Here is a 20,213-nt window from a genome sequence, read left to right as displayed (position 1 = left end):
AGGACTCGTCCGGGCCGGCCCCAGTAGGTTGACCCTGCCGCAAGGGGGAGGCAGGGCATGGAATTCTCGCTGTTGAACGACGAGCCGGTCACCGGGCCGGGGGACGACCTGCTGGGCACCGGCCGGGCCGCCCGCGAACTGGCCCGACTGCTGCACGACTCGCGCGCCGCGACCCCGCTCACCCTCGCGGTGGACGCCGGCTGGGGCATGGGCAAGAGCAGCCTGATGCGGCTCGTGGACGCCGAGCTGCGGACTCGCGAGGGCGTCCACACCGTCTGGTACAACGCCTGGACCTCCACCGGCGCCGACGCGCTCGAAGGCCTGATCAAGTCCGTCCTGGCGCGGTTCGACCGGCGGCTGCTGCGACGGGCGCTGCACCGGGTCTCCGGGCAGGGCGCGCTCTTCGGTCTCCTGCGGGCCGCGCTGACGCTCGGGGCCGCGCCGTTCGGGGTCGCCGCCCTCGTCGACCGGCTCTGGCGGGACCTCTCCGCCGACGCCGCGTCCCGCAACGCGATGCGGGACGCGCTGCTGCGGCTGACCCAGGAGTGGGCCGAGTCCACGCCGTACGAGACCCGGCGCCTGCTCGTCGTCTTCGTCGACGACCTCGACCGCTGCTCCGAGGAGACCGTGCTCGCGGTGTGCGAGGCGGTGAAGGTGTACCTGGACGTGCCGGGGCTCGCCTTCGTCATCGGCTGCGACCGCTCCGCCCTCGGGCCGAGCGGGCTCCTGCGGGACCTGTCGCCGGCCGGTTCGGCGTTCATGGAGAAGATCTTCCAGACGAGCTACCGGGTCCCCGTTCCGGCGACCGCCGAGGTGCGCGCGTACGTCGACCGGTGCGCGGAGCGCTCCGGCATCCGGGACCTGCTCGGCGACCACCTCGCCGAGCTGATCGCGCTGCGCTCCGCCCGCAACCCGCGCCGGATCAAGCGGCTCATCAACGGCTTCGGCCTGGAGTGCGCGCTCAACCCCGTGTGGGAGTCCTTCAGCGCGGAGGCGGTCATCCGGGTCCTGCTCCTCCAGCAGCTGTATCCCGACTTCTACCGGCTGCTGCTCGCCCGCGAGGGCGCCGATGTGCACGCGGCCCGTGAGTTCCTGCGCTACCGCGCGGCCCGGCGGGTGCTGAGCCGGCCGTTCGCCCGGCCCACGGAGGAGACCTGGCCGGTCGCGGTGAGCTGTCTTCTCGCCTACGACCTTCTCGCGCCGGACCTCGACCGCCCCGACGACTGGAGCCCGCTCCTCGCCCGGCTGGAGGAGCAACTGCCCACCGGATTCCCCGAGCTGGCGCTGGACGCGAACTTCGTCCGTCTCATCGAGGAGCTGATGGCGCTCACCGAGGTGGACGATCTGGTGGGGCAGTTGCAGCAGGGTGCCTCCCGGCTGGCGCCGGACCCGGCGGACGCTACACCGGAACCGGGCTCGTCAGCGGTGCCGGGTGGCGGCCGGCCGCCGTACGCCGGGATGCGGGTGCTCTGGGTCGACGACCATCCCGAGCGCAACACCCGGTTCACCGAGCGGCTGGAGGCGCGGGGCGCCCGCGTCTGGACGGCCGTGGACCGGAGGCGGGCGGAGCAGATCCTCGGCGCCACCGGGATCGACCTGCTCGTCTCCGACGTGCAGCGCGGCCCCGACCGGGAGGCGGGGCTCGGCGATCTGCGCCGCTGGCGGGAGAGCGGGCGCTACACCGGGCCCGCCGTCTTCTTCACCAGCCGCACCACCCCGAGCCTCGAGGCCGGAGCCGAGGCGCTCGACGCGAGGGTCGCCACGAGCGGCGCCCTGCTCTTCCGCTACGCCGAGGAGGCGTACGGAGTTTCCGCCGCCTAGGCCGGAAACGGCTCCTTGTTCACTTTCCCCTCTCCTATCACAATGCTCATGACAACAGGTGGCCGGAAGACCTCCGGTCAGCGGAAGGCTGCCGGACGACCTCCGGCGGCCCCAAGTCGCAAGAGGGGAGCCCCACATGAGAAAGCCTCTCGTCGCCGTTCTGTTCGCCCTGGTGCTTGCCGGGGCGGGCGCGGCACCCGCGGTCGCGGCACCCGCTCCGCACGCCGTACCCGCGTCCCACCCGGCTCCCGCGCGCGTGTCGGCCCCGGCCGTCACGGCGGAGGCCGGGGCGGCGCCCACGCTCAAGGCCGTCAGCCTCGCCGGGACCGTCGCGCTCAGCAACTGCTCCGGCTCGGTCATCCGCTTCCCCAACTCGGCGGACACCGACCCGGCGCTCGTGCTCTCCAACGGGCACTGCCTGGAGACGGGTTTCCCGGACCCGGGTGAGGTGATCGTCGGTCAGTCGTCCAGCCGGACCTTCGGTCTGCTGAACTCGGCGGGCACCAGGGTCGCGACCCTGCGCGCGAGCAAGGTCGCGTACTCGACGATGACCGACACCGACATCACGATCTACCAGCTCACCAGCACCTACGCGACCATCAAGAACTCGTACGGCATCAGCGCGCTGACCGTGCAGGACACGCACCCGGCCGCCGGTACCGCCATCACCGTGGCCTCCGGCTACTGGAAGCGTCTCTACAGTTGCAGCATCGACGGGTTCGTCTACCGCCTCAAGGAGGGTGACTGGACCTGGAAGGACTCGGTCCGCTACACCTCCGCCTGCCAGACCATCGGCGGCACCTCGGGCTCGCCGGTCGTCGACCAGTCCACCGGCAAGGTCGTCGCCGTCAACAACACCGGCAACGAGGACGGCGAGCGCTGCACGGTGGACAACCCGTGTGAGGTCGACGCGAACGGCACCGTCACCGTCCGCCAGGGCATCAACTACGCCGAGGAGACCTACCAGATCCCGGCCTGCTTCACGACGCGCAACAAGCTCGACCTGAGCCTCGGCGGGTGCGTCCTGCCCAAGCCGTAACACCGCGGGAGGGCGGGCGGTCACGCCGTGCGGCGGACCGCCCGTCCCGCGAGCACATCCGTCCTGCGCCCGTCCTCGACGACGAAACGGCCGTCGATCAGGACGTACGGGATGCCGGTCGGCAGGGTGCGCGGCGCCGCGAAGGTCGAGCCCGCCGCGACCGTCGCCGGGTCGAAGAGGACCAGGTCGGCGCGGTACCCCTCGCGGACCAGACCGCGGTCGGGCAGCCGCAGCCGCGCGGCGGGCCGGCCGGTGAGATGGGCGACGCACTCCTCCAGCGTCAGGACGCCCAACTCCCTGACGTACCGGCCGAGATAGTGCGGGAAGGTGCCATAGGCGCGGGGGTGCGGTTTGGCGCCGTGCAGGATGCCGTCGGAGCCGCCGGTGTGCGCACGGTGCCGCATGATCGTCCGGACGTTCTCCTCGTGGCCGACGTGCTGGAGGATCGTGGGGCCGAGCCGGTCCTCGACCAGCAGCCGCCGCGCGGTGGTCCAGGGGTCCTCGTCGCGCAGGTCGGCGGACTCCCGGACGGTCAGGCCGACGTACGGGCCGAGGCCGGGGTCGTTCACACCCGAGATCTCGATCGTCTCCCACGCGATGGGCACGCCGTGGCAGCCGTCCGAGCCCACGACCTCCATGTGGTGGCGGATGCGTTCGGCGGTGCCGTCGTCCCGCAGCCGGGCGAGCACCGTCTCCGGGCCGCCCTCGCCCGCCCAGCTCGGCAGCATCGCCGCCAGCGTGGTGCACCCGGGGGTGTACGGATAGGTGTCGAGGGTGATGTCCGCGCCCGTCGCCAGCGCCTCGTCGAGCAGGGCGAGCAGCTCCGGCGCCTTCCCCTCGTTCACGCCGAAGTTCATGGTGGCGTGGGCGAGATGGAGCGGACAGCCCGCCTCACGGGTGAGGGCCACCATCTCCGCGTACGCCTCCAGGGCGCCCGCCCCGTACGAGCGGTGGTGCGGGCAGTAGTAGCCGCCGTACTCCGCCACCACCCGGCACAGGGAGGTGAGTTCGGCGTCCCGGGCGTACATCCCGGGGGTGTACGTCAGTCCCGATGACATGCCGACCGCGCCCTCCCGGAGCCCGTCCGCCACCAACCGCCGCATCAGGGCCAGCTCTTGAGGCGTCGCCTCGCGGTTCTCCCAGCCGACGGCGAGCATGCGGACGGTTCCCTGGGGGACGAGATAGGCGGCGTTGACCGCGATGCCCTCGCCGCCGAAGCCGTGGTCGAGACGGTCCAGGTACTCGCCCACCGACCGCCAGTCGAAGTCGATGTCGTCTCCGTGGCCGTTCCAGCCGGTGATCGTCCGGCGGACCTCGGCGAGCGTACGGTCGTCGACCGGCGCGTACGACAGGCCGTCCTGGCCGACGACTTCGAGGGTCACGCCCTGGGCGGCCTTCGCGCTGTGGTCCGGGTCCCGCAGCAGGGCGAGGTCGCTGTGCGCGTGCATGTCGATGAAGCCGGGCGCCAGGACGAGACCCTCGGCGTCCAGTTCCCTTGTGCCGCGCGGCCGTTGGCAGCCGGCCGCCGCGGCCTCCTTGACGATCGCGACGATCCGGCCGCCCTTGACGGCCACGTCCGCGCGGTAGGCGGGGGCGCCGCTGCCGTCGGCGACGTCCACGTCCTGGAGGACCAGGTCGGCGAGGTCCATGGGGCGACTCCCGTGTCGTATGGAACGGATCACTAGAAGAACGTACGGATGTAGTCGACGACCGTGCCGTCCGCCTCGACCAGCGGGATCAGCTGCCACTTGTCGAAGGACGTGCACGGGTGGGACAGGCCCATGCCGACCCAGTCGCCGACCTCCAGGTCCGCCTCGGGGGCCGTGCGCAGCCAGGCGTGCTGGTCGGAGAGTTTGCTCACCTCGATGCCGTCCGCCGGGCGCTCGGTTCCGCCGCGGCGCACCACCTGGGCGAACGGCAGATCGAGGTCGTGGGCCGCGTCCCGCTTGCCGGCGTTGGTGAAGGCCTGCTCGGGGGAGGGACGTGAGACGACCTGCGACCAGAGGCGGAACGCGGGGTGCAGGGCCCCCTCGTCCGGGACGCGGGTGAACGGGGTCAGCTTGCGGTAGTGGCCGTCGTCGTGCGAGACGTACGCGCCCGAGCGCAGCAACTTCAGTACGGGGAGGGAGAGTCCGGGGATCTCCGCGAAGACGTCGGCGACCGCGTCGAACCAGGCGCTGCCGCCCGCGCTGACGACGATCGTGTCGACGTCCTTGAACCGCCCGGCCGTGTCGAACGCCGCCGCGAGCGCGGTCAGCCGCCGCAGCCAGGCGTGCACCCGCTCGGGGTTCGCGTCCGGCACCTCGCCCTCGTATCCGGCGACGCCGACCAGCCTGAGCGTCCCGGTCGCGGCCACCGCGTCGGCGACGGCCGCGCACTCCTCCTCCGTCCGGGCGCCGGTCCGGGCGCCCGCGCCCGCCGCGAGTTCGACGACGACGTCCACCGGGCGGGTGCTCCCGCGCAGCGCGGCGTCCATCAGCTCCACCCCGCGCACCGAGTCGACGTAGCAGATGAACTGGAAGGCGGGGTCCTCGGCCAGCTCGGCGGCGATCCAGCCGAGCGCCGCCGGGTCGACGAGTTCGTTCGCGAGGAAGATCCGGTCGATGCCGAACTCCCGGGCCACCCGCACCTGGTGGGGGACCGCGAGTGTGATGCCCCAGGCGCCGTGCTCGATCTGCCGCCAGAACAGCCGGGGCGCCATGGACGTCTTGCCGTGCGGGGCGAACGCGAGGCCGTGCCGGGTCGCGTACGTCTCCATGAGTTCGAGGTTGTGGGTCAGGCGCTCGGCGGAGAGGGCGAGGACGGGGGTGGTGAAGCCGTCCGTGAAGAGGTTGCGGCGCTGGGCGGCCAGCTCGCCGACGCTCAGACCGCAGGCGTCCGGGGGCAGGCCCTTGAAACGGTGGTCGACGCGCTCCGCCGCGAGAGCGGCGAGTGGTGCGGCGGCGGTGTCGGCGCTCATGGGGCCTCCTCGGCCTGTCGCGTTGCAGTATGTGCAACGGTCATTGCGTATGTCGTTTACAGCTGTCTAACATCCCAGCCGACGCAAGGTCAACGGTGCCGTTCGCCGCCGCCGGCCGCCAGAGCGAGGAGCCCGACCACCGTGAGCAGCAACGGACCCGAGGATGCCGCGTCCCCCGACGACGGCATCGACGCCTACGCCGGTGCCGGCACCGGCACCGGCAGCGTCGACGTGGTGGCGCTCGGCGAGTCCATGGTCACCTTCCTGCCCACCCGGGCCGGACGCCTCGCCGACGTGCCCTCGTTCGAGCGGGGCATCGGCGGCGCCGAGTCGAACGTGGCCTGCGTGCTCGCCCGCTCGGGTCACTCCGCCCGCTGGGTCGGCCGGGTCGGCGCCGACGCGTTCGGCGACCACCTGGTGGAGACGATCACCGCGTACGGCGTCGACACCTCCGCCGTCCGCAGAGACCCCGGCCGGCCGACGGGCGTCTATTTCCGCACCGCGGGCGACCGGGCGACCGACGCCCACGAGGTCGCCTACTACCGGGCCGGATCCGCCGCCTCCGCCATGACGGTGGACACCGTGGACCTGGCCGCCGCGCGCTCCGGCCGCGTGCTGCACCTGTCCGGCATCACCGCCGCGCTCTCCGGCGGCTGTCTGGACCTGATGCGCGAACTGACCACCCGCCGGCCCGGCCGCCCCCTCGTCTCCTTCGACGTCAACCATCGCCCGGGCCTGTGGCACGGCCACCCGGAGGGACCGCGCGTCCTGCTCGACCTCGCGCGCGGCGCCGACATCGTCTTCGTCGGACAGGACGAGGCCGGCGACGCCTGGGGACTGCGCGGAGCCGCCGCGATCCGCGAGGCCCTGCCCGAACCGGACGTCCTGGTCGTCAAGTACGGCAAGGGCGGAGCCGTCATGTTCGACAGGGACGCCCCCCAGGGGACCGAGGACGCCACCGGCACCGCCACCTTCGTCCGTGCCCCGCGGGTCGACGTCGTCGCGGCCGTCGGCGCCGGTGACGCCTTCGCCGCCGGATTCCTCTCCGCCACCCTGCGCGGCCTGCCCGCCCGGGACCGGCTGCGGCACGGCCATCTGACGGCCGCCGCCGCCCTCACCGTCCGGGGCGATCTCGCCGAGCCGCCCGCCCGGGGGCACGCCGACCGGCTGGCCGCTCTGGACGACCGTGCCTGGGAGACACTTCGTCTCGGCCCCGGCTGGACCGAAGCCGACGCACGGGCCGCCGAGGAGGTACGTACGCCATGAGCCAGACCGTCGACCGAGCGCTGAGCATCCTGCCGCTGCTCGCCGAGGGCCCCGCCGACCTCGGACAGGTCGCCGACCGCCTCGGCGTCCACAAGTCCACGGCCCTGCGCCTGCTGCGCACCCTGCACGAACACGGCCTGGTGTACCGCCAGTCCGACCAGCGCTACCGGCTCGGCGCCCGGCTGTTCGCCCTCGCTCAGGAGGCCGTCGAGAACCTCGACGTCCGCGAGATCGCCCACCCCCACCTCGTCCGCCTCAACGAGAGCTGCGGCCACACCGTCCACCTCGCCGTGTACGAGGACAACGAGGTGCTCTACATCGACAAGGTGGAGAGCCGCTACCCGGTGCGCATGTACTCGCGGATCGGCAAACCCGTCGCCATCACCGTCGCGGCCGTCGCCAAACTGCTCCTCGCCGACCTGTCCGAGGCCGAGCGCCGCGCCGTCGCCGACAGGCTCGACTACCCCATGTACACGGCCCGTTCGACCCCGAACGCCCCCGCCTTCCTGAAGGAACTGGCGACGGTGCGCGAACAGGGCTGGGCCACCGACCTCGGCGGCCACGAGGAATCCATCAACTGCGTCGCCGCCCCGATCCGCGGCGCCGACGGACGCGTCGCCGCCGCCATGTCGCTCTCCGCGCCCAACGTCGTCGTCACCGCCGAGGAACTCCTGACCCTGCTCCCGCTGGTGCGCCGTACGGCGGACGCCATCAGCCACGACTACTCAGGCAAAGCCCCCACGAAGGAAGACCCCAAGGCCGGGGCATCCACGAAGGAAGCTCGATGACCGACAAGACCGCCCTCACCCCCACGACCCACACCACCCCGCCCGCGAAGTTCTCGCACGGCGTGCGCAAGGGGAACATCCTCCAGGTCGCCGGCCAGGTCGGCTTCCTGCCCGCCGAGGAGGGCAGGCCCCCGACGCCCGCCGGGCCGACCCTGCGCGAGCAGACCCTCCAGACCCTCGCCAACGTCAAGTCCATCCTCGAAGAGGGCGGCTCCGGCTGGGACGACGCGATGATGATCCGCGTCTACCTCACGGACGTCGGCCACTTCGCCGAGATGAACGAGATCTACAACCAGTACTTCGAGGAGCAGGGCCTCACCGCGCCCCCCGCCGCCCGCACGACGGTCTACGTCGGTCTGCCGGCCGGACTCCTCGTCGAGATCGACGTCCTCGCCGTTCTCGGCTGACGCCTTCCCGCCGGGCCCACGCCCGCACAACTCCCGCACCCCGTACGACGTCACGGTGCGGCACCCGCCGACCCCGGGGTGCCGCACCGCGATCCGCCCTGCCCGAAAGCTCCATGGACCCACGAAAACGAGGCCCCCCGACATGTCGTCGTACCCGCTCGCAGCCACAGCCCCGGCCCCGGAGACACCACCCCACACCGGCGGTCTCCTTCTCCTCCTCGACGGCACGGCCGGACTGCTCACGGTCGCCGCCCTCGGTATCGCGCTCCTGCTCCTCCTGATCATCAAGGTCAGGCTCCAGCCGTTCGTCGCCCTGCTCGCCGTCTCCATAGCCGTCGGCCTGGCCGCCGGACTCTCCGTGACGGAACTGTTCGGCACCGTCCAGCGGTCCACCGCGGTGTCGGTCGTCGAGACCGGCATGGGCGGCATCCTCGGCCATGTCGCGATCATCATCGGCCTCGGCACCATGCTCGGGGCGATCCTCGAAGTCAGCGGCGGCGCGGAGGTGCTGGCCTCCCGGCTGCTCAATCTCTTCGGGGAGAAGCGAGCCCCCCTCGCCATGGGCCTGACCGGCCTGGTCTTCGGCATCCCGGTCTTCTTCGACGTCGGCATCTTCGTCCTCGCGCCGCTCGTCTACGCAGCCGCCAAGCGCTCCGGCAAGTCGATCCTCCTCTACTGTCTGCCGCTGCTCGCCGGCCTGTCGATGACCCACGCCTTCCTGCCGCCGCACCCCGGCCCGGTCGCCGCCGCGGGACTGCTGCACGTCCAGCTCGGCTGGGTGATCCTCATGGGCATCGTCTGCGGCGTCCCCGCCGTGCTGGCCGCCTGGGTCTACGCCGCCTGGATCGGCAGGCGCATCTTCGTCCCCGTGCCGCAGGACATGGTCGAGGCGGCGGCCGAGGCCAGGCGGGCCGTCGTCGAGGAGCAGCGGGCCACCGGAGCCGAGCCGGGCGAGAAGCCGGTGCCGCTCGGCACGGTCCTCGGCATCATCGGTACGCCCCTGGTGCTGATCCTCGCGGCCACCTTCTCCTCGGTCGCCCTCGACCCCTCCACGCTCCGCTCGGTCGTCGAGTTCTTCGGCAGCCCCTTCGTCGCACTCACGATCGCGCTGCTCCTCGCCTACTACTTCCTCGGCATCCGGCGCGGCTGGTCCCGCAAGTCCCTGGAGAAGGTGTCGACTTCGTCCCTCAAGCCGGTCGGCAACATCCTGCTCGTGGTCGGCGCGGGCGGCGTCTTCGGCGCCGTGCTGAAGGCCAGCGGGGTCGCCCAGGCGCTGTCGGACACCTTCAACGACGTCGGACTCCCCGTCATCGTCCTGGCCTACCTGATCTCCCTGGTCCTGCGGGTCGCCCAGGGCTCGGCCACGGTCGCGATCGTCACCACGGCCGGCATCGTCGCGCCGCTGCTCACCGAGGGCCACCACTCCCAGGCCTTCGTCGCCCTCGTCATCATGGCGATCTCCGCGGGCTCCATCTTCGCCTCGCACGTCAACGACGGAGGCTTCTGGATGGTGGCCAAGTACTTCGGCATCACCGAGCGCGACACGCTGAGGACCTGGACCGTTCTGGAGTCGGTGCTGTCCGTCGCGGGGTTCGCCGTGGCCGCTGTGTTGAGTCCCTTCGTGTAACAGAGGCATCGCCAATTCGGGGCTGACTGTGCCCCGCACAGGATCTTCGACCATACTTCCGCTGTGGAGCAGCGCATAGGTTCGAAGAGCCAGCCCCTGGACGCCGCCGCGGTGAACCCGGCGTACATCCCCGGGCTTACGTCACCCGTGCCGGCGGAGCCGGAGGACGCGGTCGCGGAGACCGAGGAGGCCACCGTCGGGGAACCCGCCGCCGACGACGCGGTCCCCGGCGAGGCGGCGTCCGACGATGCGGTCTCCGGCGGCACGGCGTCCGGCGAGGCGCCCGCCGCCGAGGCCCCGGAGAAGTCCGAGGAGTCCAAGGAGTCCAAGGAGTCCGAGGAGTCCGAGGAGTCCGTGTCAGGGGAGGAGACCGATTCCGGGACCGATCCGGAGTCCGGTCCCGTCCCCGACGGTCCCGTCTTCGAGGCCTCCGACCGGCGTGCCTCGATCAGGGCCGACCACAGCGGTGTCCTGCTGCGTCTGGACGACCAGCAGGCGGAGTTCCGCTGGGACGAGATCGGCGCCGTCGAGACGGAGTCGCCTCGCTTCGGCAAGCGGTTCACCATCACGGTGCACACGCCGGAGCGTCGCTGGTATCCGATAGAGATCGAGGCGAACGCCCGGGCACGTTTCAAGGAGTGGGAGGAACAGCTCGACGCCGTCCTGGACACCTACTTCGAGGACGGTGACGGGACCGGGGCCGCGGAGGAGTCCGCGGTGAGCGCCGAGGCCGAGGCGCCCGAGGACTCCGAAGGGTCCGAGGTGTCGGACGACTCCAAGGCGACCGCCGAGGCCAAGGATTCCGAGGACTCCAAGGACTCCGAGGCGGCCGCGCCGGACGACTCGGCGGACGCGGTCGAGGCCGAGAAGCCGTAAGCGGTACGGGGATCCGCGCGCCCCGTCAGGTACGGCGCGCGGATCCCCTGTCCTCGGCCGGGCCGGCACCGGGTCCGCTACGAGCAGTACTGGGCCGCCTTGCCGATGGACCTGTACATGCAGTCGGCGTTCTCCAGCAGCTGGAGCACCGCGTCCCGGTTGCGGGACGTCTCCCGCTCGATGACCTCGTCGGGCGGGTAGAAGCCGCCGCCGGAGCTGGACGTCGGATACATCTCGAAGGTGTAGTCGAAGATCTTCTGGGTGCCCCAGAGATAGTCGTCGATCGAGCCGTCCGTGATGTACAGATCACTGGCCTGCTCGGCCGTGTACCCGTTGCTGGCGGCCATCTTCTGGCCGATGGCCTTGAACGCGGCCGCGTCGTCCGCCGTCATTCCGGTGGCCGTGTCGGAGGTGGTGTACCCGAACGGCCACAGCACGAGCTCGCTGTAGGTGTGGAAGTCGATCCCGGCGGTGATCTGCTGCTTGCCGCCGACGACCCGGCCGCGCACGAAGTCGGAGACCACCTTCACCTCGGGCGCCGACTCGGCCGACGCGCCGCGGTAGGTCTCGGATGACGTGGAACCCGAAGAGCCGCCGCAGCAGCCCCACTTGTAGTTCCAGTTCCGGTTCAGGTCCGTACCGACGTACGAGGAACCGGAGTTGGGCTGGCGATTCTTGCGCCACGAGCGGTAGGAGCCGCTCGCGATGTCGTACTCGCCGCCGTCCGGGTTGAGGTCCGGGACGATCCAGATCTCGCGGTTGTTCACCATGTTCGTGATCCGGGAGTCGCTGCCGTAGCCGGCCCCGAGTTCGCGCAGCAGATACAGCGCCATCTCCACGGTCAGGTGCTCGCGGGCGTGCTGGTGGAAGGTGAGCAGGACCTCGGGCTCGCTCTCGTCGGTCGCCACGTTGTCGCTGACCTTGATGGCGACGATGTCCCGGCCCTGGTAGGACTTGCCGATCACCCGTTTGCTCATGATGCCCGGGTACGCGGCGAGCCGCTGGTCGATCTCCGTGTTCATCTCGGCGTAGTTGTGGTACTTCGAGTCCGCCGTCGGGAAATCGAAGAGGCGTACGTCCCCGGCCGCGGTGGAGCGGTCGGGAGCCGAGCCCAGCGGCGTGACGTCGTAGCCCTGGCGGCGCAGCGCGGCGATCTGGTCAGCGCGGCCCGAGACAACGACGGTCTCCCGGTCGGCCTCGTCCACGGTGACCCCCGACCGCTGGATCTCGGTGCGGGACGCGGGGGTCGAGCTCTGGTGGATCTCGTACTGCCTGACGTCGTCGGACGAGGGCCTGTGGACCCTGGCCCCGCTCGCTGTGGCGTCCGTGGCGGTGGCGGTCAGGGGGGCCGCGAGAGCGAGCGCCGCGAGGACGGCGAGGGCGGCGGAGCGCCGTCCGCCTCTGTCCCTGCCGTCGGCGCTGCCGGTGCCCCTGCCGCGTAGGCGAAGTCGCATGAAGTCTCCTTGTTTCTCCGGTAATCCCGGGATCTCCGGAATTGTGGGGGAGCGGAGCCGGAAGGTGGCTCAAGGTGACGTGCCTGGTACGGGTGTGGCGCTCATGGTGAGGGTCATGGCATGAGCAGGTCAAGAGACGACAAAGGTCCGTCGACGGGAATCGGCCGCGCGAGACAGCGCCGGCCCTGTCCGCCGCGCGCACCTCTGTCGGCCCCGTCCACCGTGCGTACAGGCGCAGGCCCCGCCCGCCGCGCGCAACGGCACCGGCCCCGCCCGCCGCGCGCAACGGCACCGGCCCCGCCCGCCGCGAGTGCGGCGAGCGGGGCCGGAAGGCGAACCCGCCCGGGAAGGGGGGAAGAGGGCCGCCCGGGAGAAGGGCGCCGGACCGCCGGAACTACAGCGCGTGCACGTGCGGGCCCACCGCGTTCGACCAGGCGTTGCCCGCCGAGGCGTCCCAGTTCGTCGACCAGGTCATCGCGCCGCGCAGGGCCGGATAGGCCTTGGAGGGCTTGAACGAGCCGCAGTTGGTGAGCTTGGTCAGGCAGTCGAGGGCGTTGTTCACGATCGTCGGGGAGACGTAGCCGCTGCCCGCGCCACTGGTGGAGGCGGGGAGGCCGAGGCCGACCTGGGACGGGTCGAGACCGCCCTGGAGCTGGATGCAGGCGAGCGCCGTCAGGAAGTCGACCGAGCCCTGCGAGTAGACCTTGCCGTCGCAGCCGAGCATCGAACCGCTGTTGTAGTACTGCATGTTGACGACGGTGAGGATGTCCTTGATGTTCAGCGCCGTCTGGAAGTAGGAGTTCGACGTGGACTGCATGTCGATGGTCTGCGGGGCCATGGTGATGACCAGGGACGAGCCGGCCTTGGCGGACAGGGACCGCAGCGCCTGGGACATGTAGGTCGCGTTGAGGCCGTTCTCCAGGTCGATGTCCACGCCGTCGAAGCCGTACGTCTGCATCAGGGAGTAGACGGAGTTGGCGAAGTTCGCGGCCGACGTGGAGTCGCTCACCGAGATGGTGCCGTTCTGGCCGCCGATGGAGATGACGACCTTCTTGCCCGCGGCCTGCTTGGCCTTGATGTCGGCCTTGAACTGGTCGACGGTGTAGCCGCCGAGCCCGGCCGAGTCGAGCGTGAAGCTCACGGCGCCCGGCGTGCTCGTGGCGTCGGCGAAGGCGACCGCGATGATGTCGTACTGCGACTGCACGGCGGAGATCTTCTGCACGGTCGCGCCGTTGTTGAAGTTCTGCCAGTAGCCCGTCACGGCGTGCGCGGGAACGGTACCGCCGCCCCCGCCACCGCCGGACGCGGCCGTCGTCCCGGTGACGGCCGACGACTTCGCCGACTCACCGGCCGAGTTGGTCGCCGAGACCTGGAACGAGTACGCCGTCGAGGCGGTGAGCCCCGAGACGGTCGCGGAAGTGCCGCTCACCGCCTGGACCTTGGAGCCGCCCTGGTACACGTTGTAGCCGGTCGCGCCCGACACCGTGTTCCAGGCCAGGGAGACGGACGAGGAGGTCGTGCCGGACACCGCGAGGCCCCCGGGGGTCGCCGGGACCGTCGGGGCCGGGTCGCCGCCACCGCCGCCGTCGGGGCCGAACACCGAGACGTCGTCCGCCTGGTAGGCGGGCTGCCCGTACCAGCCGTGCGTCCAGACCGTCACCGAGGTCGTCGAGACGCCGGTGGTGAAGGTGGTCGAGAGCTGCGTCCAGGTGGTGTTGGGCGTCCAGGTCGACACGTCCGTCGTTCCGGTGCCGGTCGTCCCGAGGTAGGTGTAGGCCCCCTGCACCCAGGCGCTCAGCGTGTACGTCGAGTTGGGCTTCACCGCGACGGACTGGGAGCACTGGGCGAAGTCCTGCCCCGCGGGCGTGGCCCGAAGCGCGGCCGAGCCGCTGTGCACCGGGGAGGAGACGGTCGTACCGCTGCCCGCCGAACAGGTCCAGTTGCTCAGGCCGGACTCGAAGCCGCTGTTCTTGACGTTGTTGACGTCGGCGGCCTGGGCCTGGCCGGCCAGGCCCGTGAGGGAGAGGACGGACGCGGTGACGGCGGCGGCGAGGGCTCCCGCCCATCTCCGTCCGGGCATACGGGTGACGCGGTCCACTGGGTCCTCCAGGGAGAGGTGGGGGAGGGGAGGGGGAACGGAACGGTGGCCACCGCCGGTGGATACAAGTTGGTCCAGACCAATCGGGTTGTCAAGCCCCGCGGCATCCTCAACACCCTTATGGGAGGGCCCAGTTGTTTTGAGACGGCTTACTCTGCGTTGATCACGCCCGCACCTTCGGTGAGATGATCTCGGAGATTCTGTGTTGAGCGGGCCATGCCGTGGATATGGTGCTGATGCAAGAGGGCGTCACAGTGGCGATCCGCGGCCGTACGAGACACGTCCGTGAGCGCTCTGTGGCGACAAAGGGGCGATCTGAGGCGGTGGTTGACCACCCCGCCGCAGCGAACGGGGTGTGTGCAGCGTGCCGACCGCGATAGCCGTCACCAGTCCCGATCTGGTGCTCCCGCCGCACGACCGGCAGACCCCGCCGGCGGTCGTCCAGCCGCTCGGCACCCTGGAGGACTCCCTCACCGGGATGCACACGCTCATCGAGCAGCACGGGTACGTCATCTCCCTCTACCCGGCCGGCGGCGAGAGCGCCGTCACCCAGCGGCTGCACACCGTCCGCTCCGTCCTGGAGAGCGACCGCATCGCCCTGCTCGGCATCGACCTTCCGCCGCTCGGAATCGCCCTGCTGGCACAGCAGTTGCGCCAGCTGTCGGTCTGCGACTTCAGCCCCGGCGTGCTCGCCTCCGCCGCCCGGCTGCTCGCCCACTACATCTATGCCGGCGCCCTGCTCGGCTCGGTGGCCAAGCTCGACCGGGTCCCGGTCTCCCTGAAGTCGCACGCCAAGTCATGGGTTCCCGGCGCCCAGTTCGCCGTACTCGCCAATCCCCGGGCCGAGTTGATCCGGGTCGGTCAGGAGGAGCTGCCCGGACCGGAGTTCGGGACCCGGCTGCTCTCGGCCGCGGGCCAGGCGCCCTCCGACTGGGTCACCTCCACCCTCGCGCCCGCCTGGCAGGTCCAGGGTTCGGCCACCGTTCCGCTGCCCGCGGAGTCGGTCCGCTGGTGGGGGACGAACCGGCTCGTCGAGTTCGCCGCCGGACTGTACGACGTCTCGGTCCTCTACCAGCTCGTCTCGTCCGTCCGGCGCGACGAGTGCCGCTGGTGCGGCCTCGAACTCATCGGTGACCGCTGCGGGTTCTGCGCCGCCCCGCTGCCACAGCCCTCCACCGAGGAGCATCCCGCCACCGCTGTCCGGGCAGCCTCTCCGGTACGCGCCCTGCCCCGAGGTGTCACCTAGGCCCCTCGGGCACACCGGAACCGCACACCCGGCACGAGGCAACCGCATACCCGGCAGGACGGAACAGCCCGCCCGGCACGACGGAACAGCGCACCAGGCACGACGGAACAGTCCGCCGGGTACGAGGGGACGACCCGCCCGGCACGACGGAACAGCGCAGCAGGCACGACCGAACAGCACATCAGGCACCACCCGCCCGACCCCGCCGTCCCCGTAGATCGAGGTTGTCCTGAACATGCTGCATCAGCCCGGAGGTCAGCCCCCGGATCCCCGGCAGGAACGACAGCCCGGTCCACTCCCCGGTACCGCCCCACGAGGTGAGATTCAGTGAACTCGCGCCAGCGCCGCGGCGTCATCCTGCTGGTCCTCTCGGTCCTGTGCGCCCTCGGCGCCTTCGCCGGAGTCCTCTCGGTGATCCGCGACGTGAACTCCAAGGTCGGCCCGGAGGTCACGGCGTACCGCCTCAAGAGCGACATCGCGCCCTACAAGGAGCTGTCGGCCGACCAGTTCGAGAAGATCTCGATGCCCGAGCGGTGGCTGTCGTCCACCGCGGTCACCGACCTCGCCCGCATCCGCGGGAAGATCGCCGTCACCCGGCTGGAGAAGGGCTCCCTGCTCCAGGCCGACATGATCGTGGAGAAGCCGACTCTGGGCCCCGGGCAGCAGGAGATCGCCATCATGATCGACGCGTCGACCGGTGTCGCGGGGAAGATCGACCCCGGCTCGCGGGTCAACATCTACGCCACCTTCAAGGCCCAGAACGACAAGGGCAGGGACCAGTCCAAGGTGATCGTCGCGAACGCCCGCGTCATCGACGTCGGCAAGCTCACCGCCCTCGAACCCGACCAGTCCAGCGCCGACCGGCGCAACAGCGCGGCCCAGGCGGTCCCGATCACCTTCGCGCTCGGCACCGCCGACGCCCAACGCGTCGCGTACGCCGAGTCGTTCGCCGAACACGTCCGGCTCGCCCTGGTCGCGGGCGGCTCGGCGACGACCGTTGCGCCGGGCGACCGTACGTACACCCTCGACGAGGACAAGTAGGAGGCCGCGGATGAGGTCCAAGCACACGGGGCGGTGCCCAGGGCCGCGTACGGGGCCGGCCCGTACGACGCGGACGAAGCCGTCGACGGCTCCCCGGGCGGCCGGGGCACGACGGCGGGTTCGCGGAGTGCTGGGCACAGGGGCCGGCGCGCGGCACGCGAGCGAGGAGCTTCGCCGATGACCATCCGTATCCTTCCCGCCGTCGGAGACATCGACTCGGCCCGCGCGCTCACCACTCTGCTGAGCCAGCTCGCCGACACCGAACCCGCCCCGCCCGTACCCGACTCGACCGCCCTCCTCGACACCCTCGCGCGCCTGGCAGCCGACTCCCTCGAGGAGCTCCCCGAAGTCGTCCTGGTGCATGAACGCATCGGCCCGGTACCGGCGTTGGACCTGATCCGCGATCTGGTGATGCGCTTCCCGGCCGTCGGTGTCGTCCTCATCACCGCCGACACCGGCAACGGCGTCCTCACCGCCGCCATGGACTCCGGCGCCCGCGGAATCATCGGCCTCCCGCTCGGCTACGACGCCCTCGCCGAACGCGTCCAGGCCGCCGCCGCCTGGTCCGCCGGAATGCGCCGCCACCTGCACAGCGGCACGCCCGAGCTGTACGCGGGCCCCGGCGGCACCGTCGTCGCCGTGACCGGCGCGAAGGGCGGTGTCGGCACGACCGTCACGGCGGTCCAGCTCGCCCTCGCGGCGAAGGCCTCCGGCCACAGCGTGGCGCTGCTCGACCTGGACCTCCAGTCCGGCGACGTGGCCTCGTACCTCGATGTGCAGTTCCGCCGGTCGGTGGCCGACCTGGCGGCCATCACCGACATCAACGCGCGCGTCCTCCAGGACGCCGTCTACACCCACGACAGCGGAATCGCCCTGCTGCTGGCCCCCGCCGAGGGCGAACGGGGCGAGGAGGTCACCGACCGGGTGGCCCGCCAGGTCCTCGGCGCCCTGCGCTCGCGTCACGAGGTCGTGGTCGTCGACTGCGGCTCCCAGATGAACTCCGCCACCGCCGCGGCCGTCGAGATGGCCGACCAGGCCCTGCTCCTCGTCACCCCCGACGTCATCGCCGTACGCGCCGCCAAACGCATGGTCCGTATGTGGGACCGCCTCCAGATCCGCAAGGCGGAGGAGACCACGACGGTCGTGAACCGGTTCGCCCGAGGGACGGAGATCCAGCCGTCCCTCGTCGAACGCGTCACCGGCACCAAGGTCGCCCGCTCCACGATCCCCGCCGCCTTCAAGGAACTCCAGTCGGTCGTCGACGCGGGCAGGCTCCAGGACCTGGACGCCCGCTCGACCGTCAAGCAGGCGCTGTGGGCACTCGCCGCCGATCTGGGCCTCGTGGTCCCCCAGGAAGGCGGGGGCGGCGGCAGGCGCCGCAAGGCCTCCGCGTCGGACCGGGGCGCGCTCTCGCTCCGCGGCCGGGGCGGCGACCGGGGAGCGGTCACCCTCGAGTTCGCCGGGATGTTCCCGCTGCTGCTCGTCGTCATGACGATCCTGTGGCAGTGCGTGCTGTACGGCTACTCGTACTCGCTGGCCGGGAACGCGGCGGACGAGGCGGCCCGTGCCGCCACCGCGGCCTACGCGGTCCACGGCGACGTCCCGGGCGCCTGCGCCGCGGCCGGGAGCAGACATCTGCCGGGCTCCTGGAGCGGCGCCGAGATCGACTGCGGTCCGGCGGGCTCCGTCATGAAGGCCACCGTCAAGGTCGACGTCCCGTTGTTCTTCCCGGGCTTCGACGCTGGCTGGCACGTGAACGGAAGCGCGGGCGCGGCGCTCGAGGGGGACGTGGGATGAGCACGTACCTCCGGCGCGGGTTCCGTGTCACGCGTGGGTTCCGTTCCTCGTGCCGGCTCCGTTCCGCGCGCCGGCTCAGAGGCGACCGGGGTGTCTCCATCCTGGAGTTCGTCGGATTCCTGCCCGTTCTGCTGCTCATCGGGATGGCGGCCATCCAGCTCGGGCTCATCGGCTACGGCGTCAACCAGGCCGGTTCCGGGGCGCGCGCCGCCGCGCGGGTCGCGTCCCAGGGCGGCGACGGCGGGGCGGCCGGACGCGCCGCCGTGAGCGGATGGCTCGATCCGCGGGTCACGCCCGAGAAGGGTGCCGAGACCACCACCGCGACGGTCCAGGTCCACGTCCCCGGCGTCATCCCCCTCTTCGGCGGCTACGACGTCACCCGCCGCGCCACCATGCCCACCGACGACTGACCGGGAGGAGCCGACACCATGAGCCTGCGTTCACGCATCGCCGCCCCCGACGAAGGGGGACCCGCCCGTGAGGACGGACACCTCGTCGCCGTCTACCGCGCCAAACTCCTCGAAGAGATCGACCTCGCCGAGATGTCCAGCCTGGCCGCGGCCGAGCGCCGGGTCCGTCTCGAACGCGTCCTCGGCCACATCATCAGCCGCGAGGGGCCCGTCCTCTCCACCGCCGAACGCTCCCAGCTGATCCGCCGGGTCGTCGACGAGGCACTCGGACTCGGCGTCCTCGAACCGCTCCTCGCCGACGCGTCCATCACCGAGATCATGGTCAACGGCCCGGACTCGATCTTCGTCGAGCGGGCCGGCCGCGTCGAACAGCTGCCGCTGCGCTTCGCGTCCAACGAGCAGCTCATGCAGACCATCGAACGCATCGTCTCGACGGTCAACCGCCGCGTCGACGAGTCCAACCCGATGGTCGACGCCCGCCTGCCCACCGGCGAGCGCGTCAACGTCATCATCCCGCCGCTCGCCCTGACCGGCCCCACCCTCACCATCCGCCGCTTCCCGCGCGCGTACACGCTCCCGGAGCTCATCGGGCTCGGCTCCCTGGACGAGCAGACGCTGATGCTGCTCGCCGCCTTCGTCCGGGCCCGCTTCAACGTCATCGTCAGCGGCGGCACCGGCAGCGGCAAGACCACCCTGCTCAACGCGCTCTCCGGCCTGATCCCCTCGCACGAGCGCATCATCACCATCGAGGACTCCGCCGAACTCCAGCTCCAGCAGGAGCACGTCATCCGGCTCGAATCCCGCCCCCCGAACGTGGAGGGCAAGGGTCAGATCACCATCCGCGACCTGGTCCGCAACTCCCTGCGCATGCGCCCCGACCGCATCATCGTCGGCGAGGTCCGCGGCGGCGAGACCCTCGACATGCTCCAGGCCATGTCGACCGGCCACGACGGCTCCCTCGCCACCGTCCACGCCAACTCGGCCGAGGACGCCCTCATGCGCCTCCAGACCCTCGGCTCGATGTCCGAGGTGCAGATCCCCTTCGAGGCGCTCAAGGACCAGATCAACTCCGCCGTCGACGTCGTCGTCCAGCTGTCCAGGCACGCCGACGGCTCCCGCAAGGTCACGGAGGTCGCGCTGCTCGTCTCGCACGGCCGCGAACAGTTCCGCGTCACCCCCGTCACCCGCTTCGTGCCCCGCCCGGTCGGCGCCGACCGGGTCGTGCGCGGCCACTTCGAGCATCTCCCGCTGCCGCGCACGGTCGCGGAGAAGCTGTACGTCGCCAACGAGCCGCTGCCGCCCGCCTTCGGCGTCGCCGAGGCCATCGACGTACTCGACACGAGGCAGGCCATCGGATGACGCCCCCCACCACGGATTCCCTGAC

At 71.4% G+C, this 20,213-nt stretch carries 16 protein-coding genes; 12 read left to right on the top strand and 4 right to left on the bottom strand.

Features of this window, described 5'->3' with window-relative positions; translation table 11 throughout:
- Positions 1 to 57: 57 nt before the first annotated feature.
- Positions 58 to 1,821, top strand: a complete 1,764-nt coding sequence (locus ABZV42_RS26935; RefSeq protein WP_355975658.1) for a P-loop NTPase fold protein — start codon at positions 58 to 60, stop codon at positions 1,819 to 1,821.
- A gap of 136 nt (positions 1,822 to 1,957) precedes the next feature.
- The gene (locus ABZV42_RS26930; protein ID WP_356053900.1) at positions 1,958 to 2,860 is read left to right on the top strand and encodes a serine protease; all 903 of its coding nucleotides are present in this window, start codon (positions 1,958 to 1,960) and stop codon (positions 2,858 to 2,860) included.
- Positions 2,861 to 2,880: 20 nt separating this feature from the next.
- Here the strand turns inward: ABZV42_RS26930 and ABZV42_RS26925 are convergent, their stop codons facing one another.
- Both ABZV42_RS26925 and ABZV42_RS26920 read right to left on the bottom strand, forming a co-directional pair.
- On the bottom strand, positions 2,881 to 4,509 hold the full coding sequence (locus ABZV42_RS26925; protein WP_355975652.1) for a D-aminoacylase: 1,629 nt from the start codon (positions 4,507 to 4,509) through the stop codon (positions 2,881 to 2,883).
- A 32-nt stretch (positions 4,510 to 4,541) separates the two neighbouring features.
- Entirely contained in the window at positions 4,542 to 5,819 is a 1,278-nt protein-coding gene (locus ABZV42_RS26920; RefSeq protein WP_355975649.1) for an amino acid deaminase, read from the bottom strand.
- A gap of 186 nt (positions 5,820 to 6,005) precedes the next feature.
- Here ABZV42_RS26920 and ABZV42_RS26915 point away from each other — a divergent pair, with 186 nt between their 5' ends.
- From ABZV42_RS26915 to ABZV42_RS26895, 5 genes are all read left to right on the top strand, one after another.
- Positions 6,006 to 7,085: a sugar kinase gene (locus tag ABZV42_RS26915; RefSeq protein ID WP_355976135.1), complete on the top strand. Its 1,080-nt coding sequence runs from the start codon at positions 6,006 to 6,008 to the stop codon at positions 7,083 to 7,085.
- Positions 7,082 to 7,873, top strand: coding sequence for an IclR family transcriptional regulator (locus ABZV42_RS26910; protein WP_356053898.1), 792 nt, complete (start codon positions 7,082 to 7,084; stop codon positions 7,871 to 7,873). The genes ABZV42_RS26915 and ABZV42_RS26910 overlap by 4 nt, the downstream gene beginning before the upstream one ends.
- Complete coding sequence (locus tag ABZV42_RS26905) at positions 7,870 to 8,280, top strand: RidA family protein (RefSeq protein WP_356053896.1); 411 nt, start codon at positions 7,870 to 7,872, stop codon at positions 8,278 to 8,280. The genes ABZV42_RS26910 and ABZV42_RS26905 overlap by 4 nt, the downstream gene beginning before the upstream one ends.
- A 142-nt stretch (positions 8,281 to 8,422) precedes the next feature.
- On the top strand, positions 8,423 to 9,907 hold the full coding sequence (locus tag ABZV42_RS26900) for a gluconate:H+ symporter (RefSeq protein WP_355975642.1): 1,485 nt from the start codon (positions 8,423 to 8,425) through the stop codon (positions 9,905 to 9,907).
- Between the two features lie 63 nt (positions 9,908 to 9,970).
- Positions 9,971 to 10,783: a hypothetical protein gene (locus ABZV42_RS26895; RefSeq protein ID WP_356053894.1), complete on the top strand. Its 813-nt coding sequence runs from the start codon at positions 9,971 to 9,973 to the stop codon at positions 10,781 to 10,783.
- 77 nt (positions 10,784 to 10,860) lie between these two features.
- Here the strand turns inward: ABZV42_RS26895 and ABZV42_RS26890 are convergent, their stop codons facing one another.
- Both ABZV42_RS26890 and ABZV42_RS26885 read right to left on the bottom strand, forming a co-directional pair.
- Positions 10,861 to 12,237, bottom strand: a complete 1,377-nt coding sequence (locus ABZV42_RS26890) for a M14 family metallopeptidase (protein ID WP_355975637.1) — start codon at positions 12,235 to 12,237, stop codon at positions 10,861 to 10,863.
- Positions 12,238 to 12,631: 394 nt separating this feature from the next.
- Positions 12,632 to 14,317, bottom strand: coding sequence for a glycosyl hydrolase family 18 protein (locus ABZV42_RS26885; RefSeq protein WP_355975635.1), 1,686 nt, complete (start codon positions 14,315 to 14,317; stop codon positions 12,632 to 12,634).
- 382 nt (positions 14,318 to 14,699) lie between these two features.
- On the opposite strand from ABZV42_RS26885, the gene ABZV42_RS26880 reads away from it, so the two are divergent.
- From ABZV42_RS26880 to ABZV42_RS26860, 5 genes are all read left to right on the top strand, one after another.
- Positions 14,700 to 15,581: a hypothetical protein gene (locus tag ABZV42_RS26880; RefSeq protein ID WP_355975632.1), complete on the top strand. Its 882-nt coding sequence runs from the start codon at positions 14,700 to 14,702 to the stop codon at positions 15,579 to 15,581.
- Between the two features lie 327 nt (positions 15,582 to 15,908).
- Positions 15,909 to 16,622, top strand: a complete 714-nt coding sequence (gene cpaB / locus ABZV42_RS26875; RefSeq protein ID WP_355975629.1) for a Flp pilus assembly protein CpaB — start codon at positions 15,909 to 15,911, stop codon at positions 16,620 to 16,622.
- A 177-nt stretch (positions 16,623 to 16,799) separates the two neighbouring features.
- The gene (locus ABZV42_RS26870) at positions 16,800 to 18,419 is read left to right on the top strand and encodes an AAA family ATPase (RefSeq protein WP_355975626.1); all 1,620 of its coding nucleotides are present in this window, start codon (positions 16,800 to 16,802) and stop codon (positions 18,417 to 18,419) included.
- On the top strand, positions 18,416 to 18,829 hold the full coding sequence (locus tag ABZV42_RS26865; RefSeq protein ID WP_356053892.1) for a TadE family protein: 414 nt from the start codon (positions 18,416 to 18,418) through the stop codon (positions 18,827 to 18,829). The genes ABZV42_RS26870 and ABZV42_RS26865 overlap by 4 nt, the downstream gene beginning before the upstream one ends.
- A gap of 18 nt (positions 18,830 to 18,847) precedes the next feature.
- Positions 18,848 to 20,188, top strand: coding sequence for a CpaF family protein (locus ABZV42_RS26860; RefSeq protein ID WP_355975620.1), 1,341 nt, complete (start codon positions 18,848 to 18,850; stop codon positions 20,186 to 20,188).
- The last annotated feature ends 25 nt before the right edge of the window (positions 20,189 to 20,213 follow it).

It is taken from the genome of Streptomyces sp. NPDC005281 (assembly GCF_040607495.1).
Taxonomy (GTDB): Bacteria; Actinomycetota; Actinomycetes; order Streptomycetales; family Streptomycetaceae; genus Streptomyces.
Note: the sequence above shows the minus strand (reverse complement) of the source record. Positions and strands in the feature narration are given on the sequence as shown.

Bases quoted from the DNA above. Each gene is read 5' to 3' on its own strand.
- ABZV42_RS26935 (WP_355975658.1), top strand. From the start codon at position 58: ATGGAATTCTCGCTGTTGAACGACGAGCCGGTCACCGGGCCGGGGGAC.
- ABZV42_RS26930 (WP_356053900.1), top strand. From the start codon at position 1,958: ATGAGAAAGCCTCTCGTCGCCGTTCTGTTCGCCCTGGTGCTTGCCGGG.
- ABZV42_RS26925 (WP_355975652.1), bottom strand. From the start codon at position 4,509: ATGGACCTCGCCGACCTGGTCCTCCAGGACGTGGACGTCGCCGACGGC.
- ABZV42_RS26920 (WP_355975649.1), bottom strand. From the start codon at position 5,819: ATGAGCGCCGACACCGCCGCCGCACCACTCGCCGCTCTCGCGGCGGAG.
- ABZV42_RS26910 (WP_356053898.1), top strand. From the start codon at position 7,082: ATGAGCCAGACCGTCGACCGAGCGCTGAGCATCCTGCCGCTGCTCGCC.
- ABZV42_RS26905 (WP_356053896.1), top strand. From the start codon at position 7,870: ATGACCGACAAGACCGCCCTCACCCCCACGACCCACACCACCCCGCCC.
- ABZV42_RS26900 (WP_355975642.1), top strand. From the start codon at position 8,423: ATGTCGTCGTACCCGCTCGCAGCCACAGCCCCGGCCCCGGAGACACCA.
- ABZV42_RS26890 (WP_355975637.1), bottom strand. From the start codon at position 12,237: ATGCGACTTCGCCTACGCGGCAGGGGCACCGGCAGCGCCGACGGCAGG.
- ABZV42_RS26885 (WP_355975635.1), bottom strand. From the start codon at position 14,317: ATGCCCGGACGGAGATGGGCGGGAGCCCTCGCCGCCGCCGTCACCGCG.
- ABZV42_RS26870 (WP_355975626.1), top strand. From the start codon at position 16,800: ATGACCATCCGTATCCTTCCCGCCGTCGGAGACATCGACTCGGCCCGC.
- ABZV42_RS26865 (WP_356053892.1), top strand. From the start codon at position 18,416: ATGAGCACGTACCTCCGGCGCGGGTTCCGTGTCACGCGTGGGTTCCGT.
- ABZV42_RS26860 (WP_355975620.1), top strand. From the start codon at position 18,848: ATGAGCCTGCGTTCACGCATCGCCGCCCCCGACGAAGGGGGACCCGCC.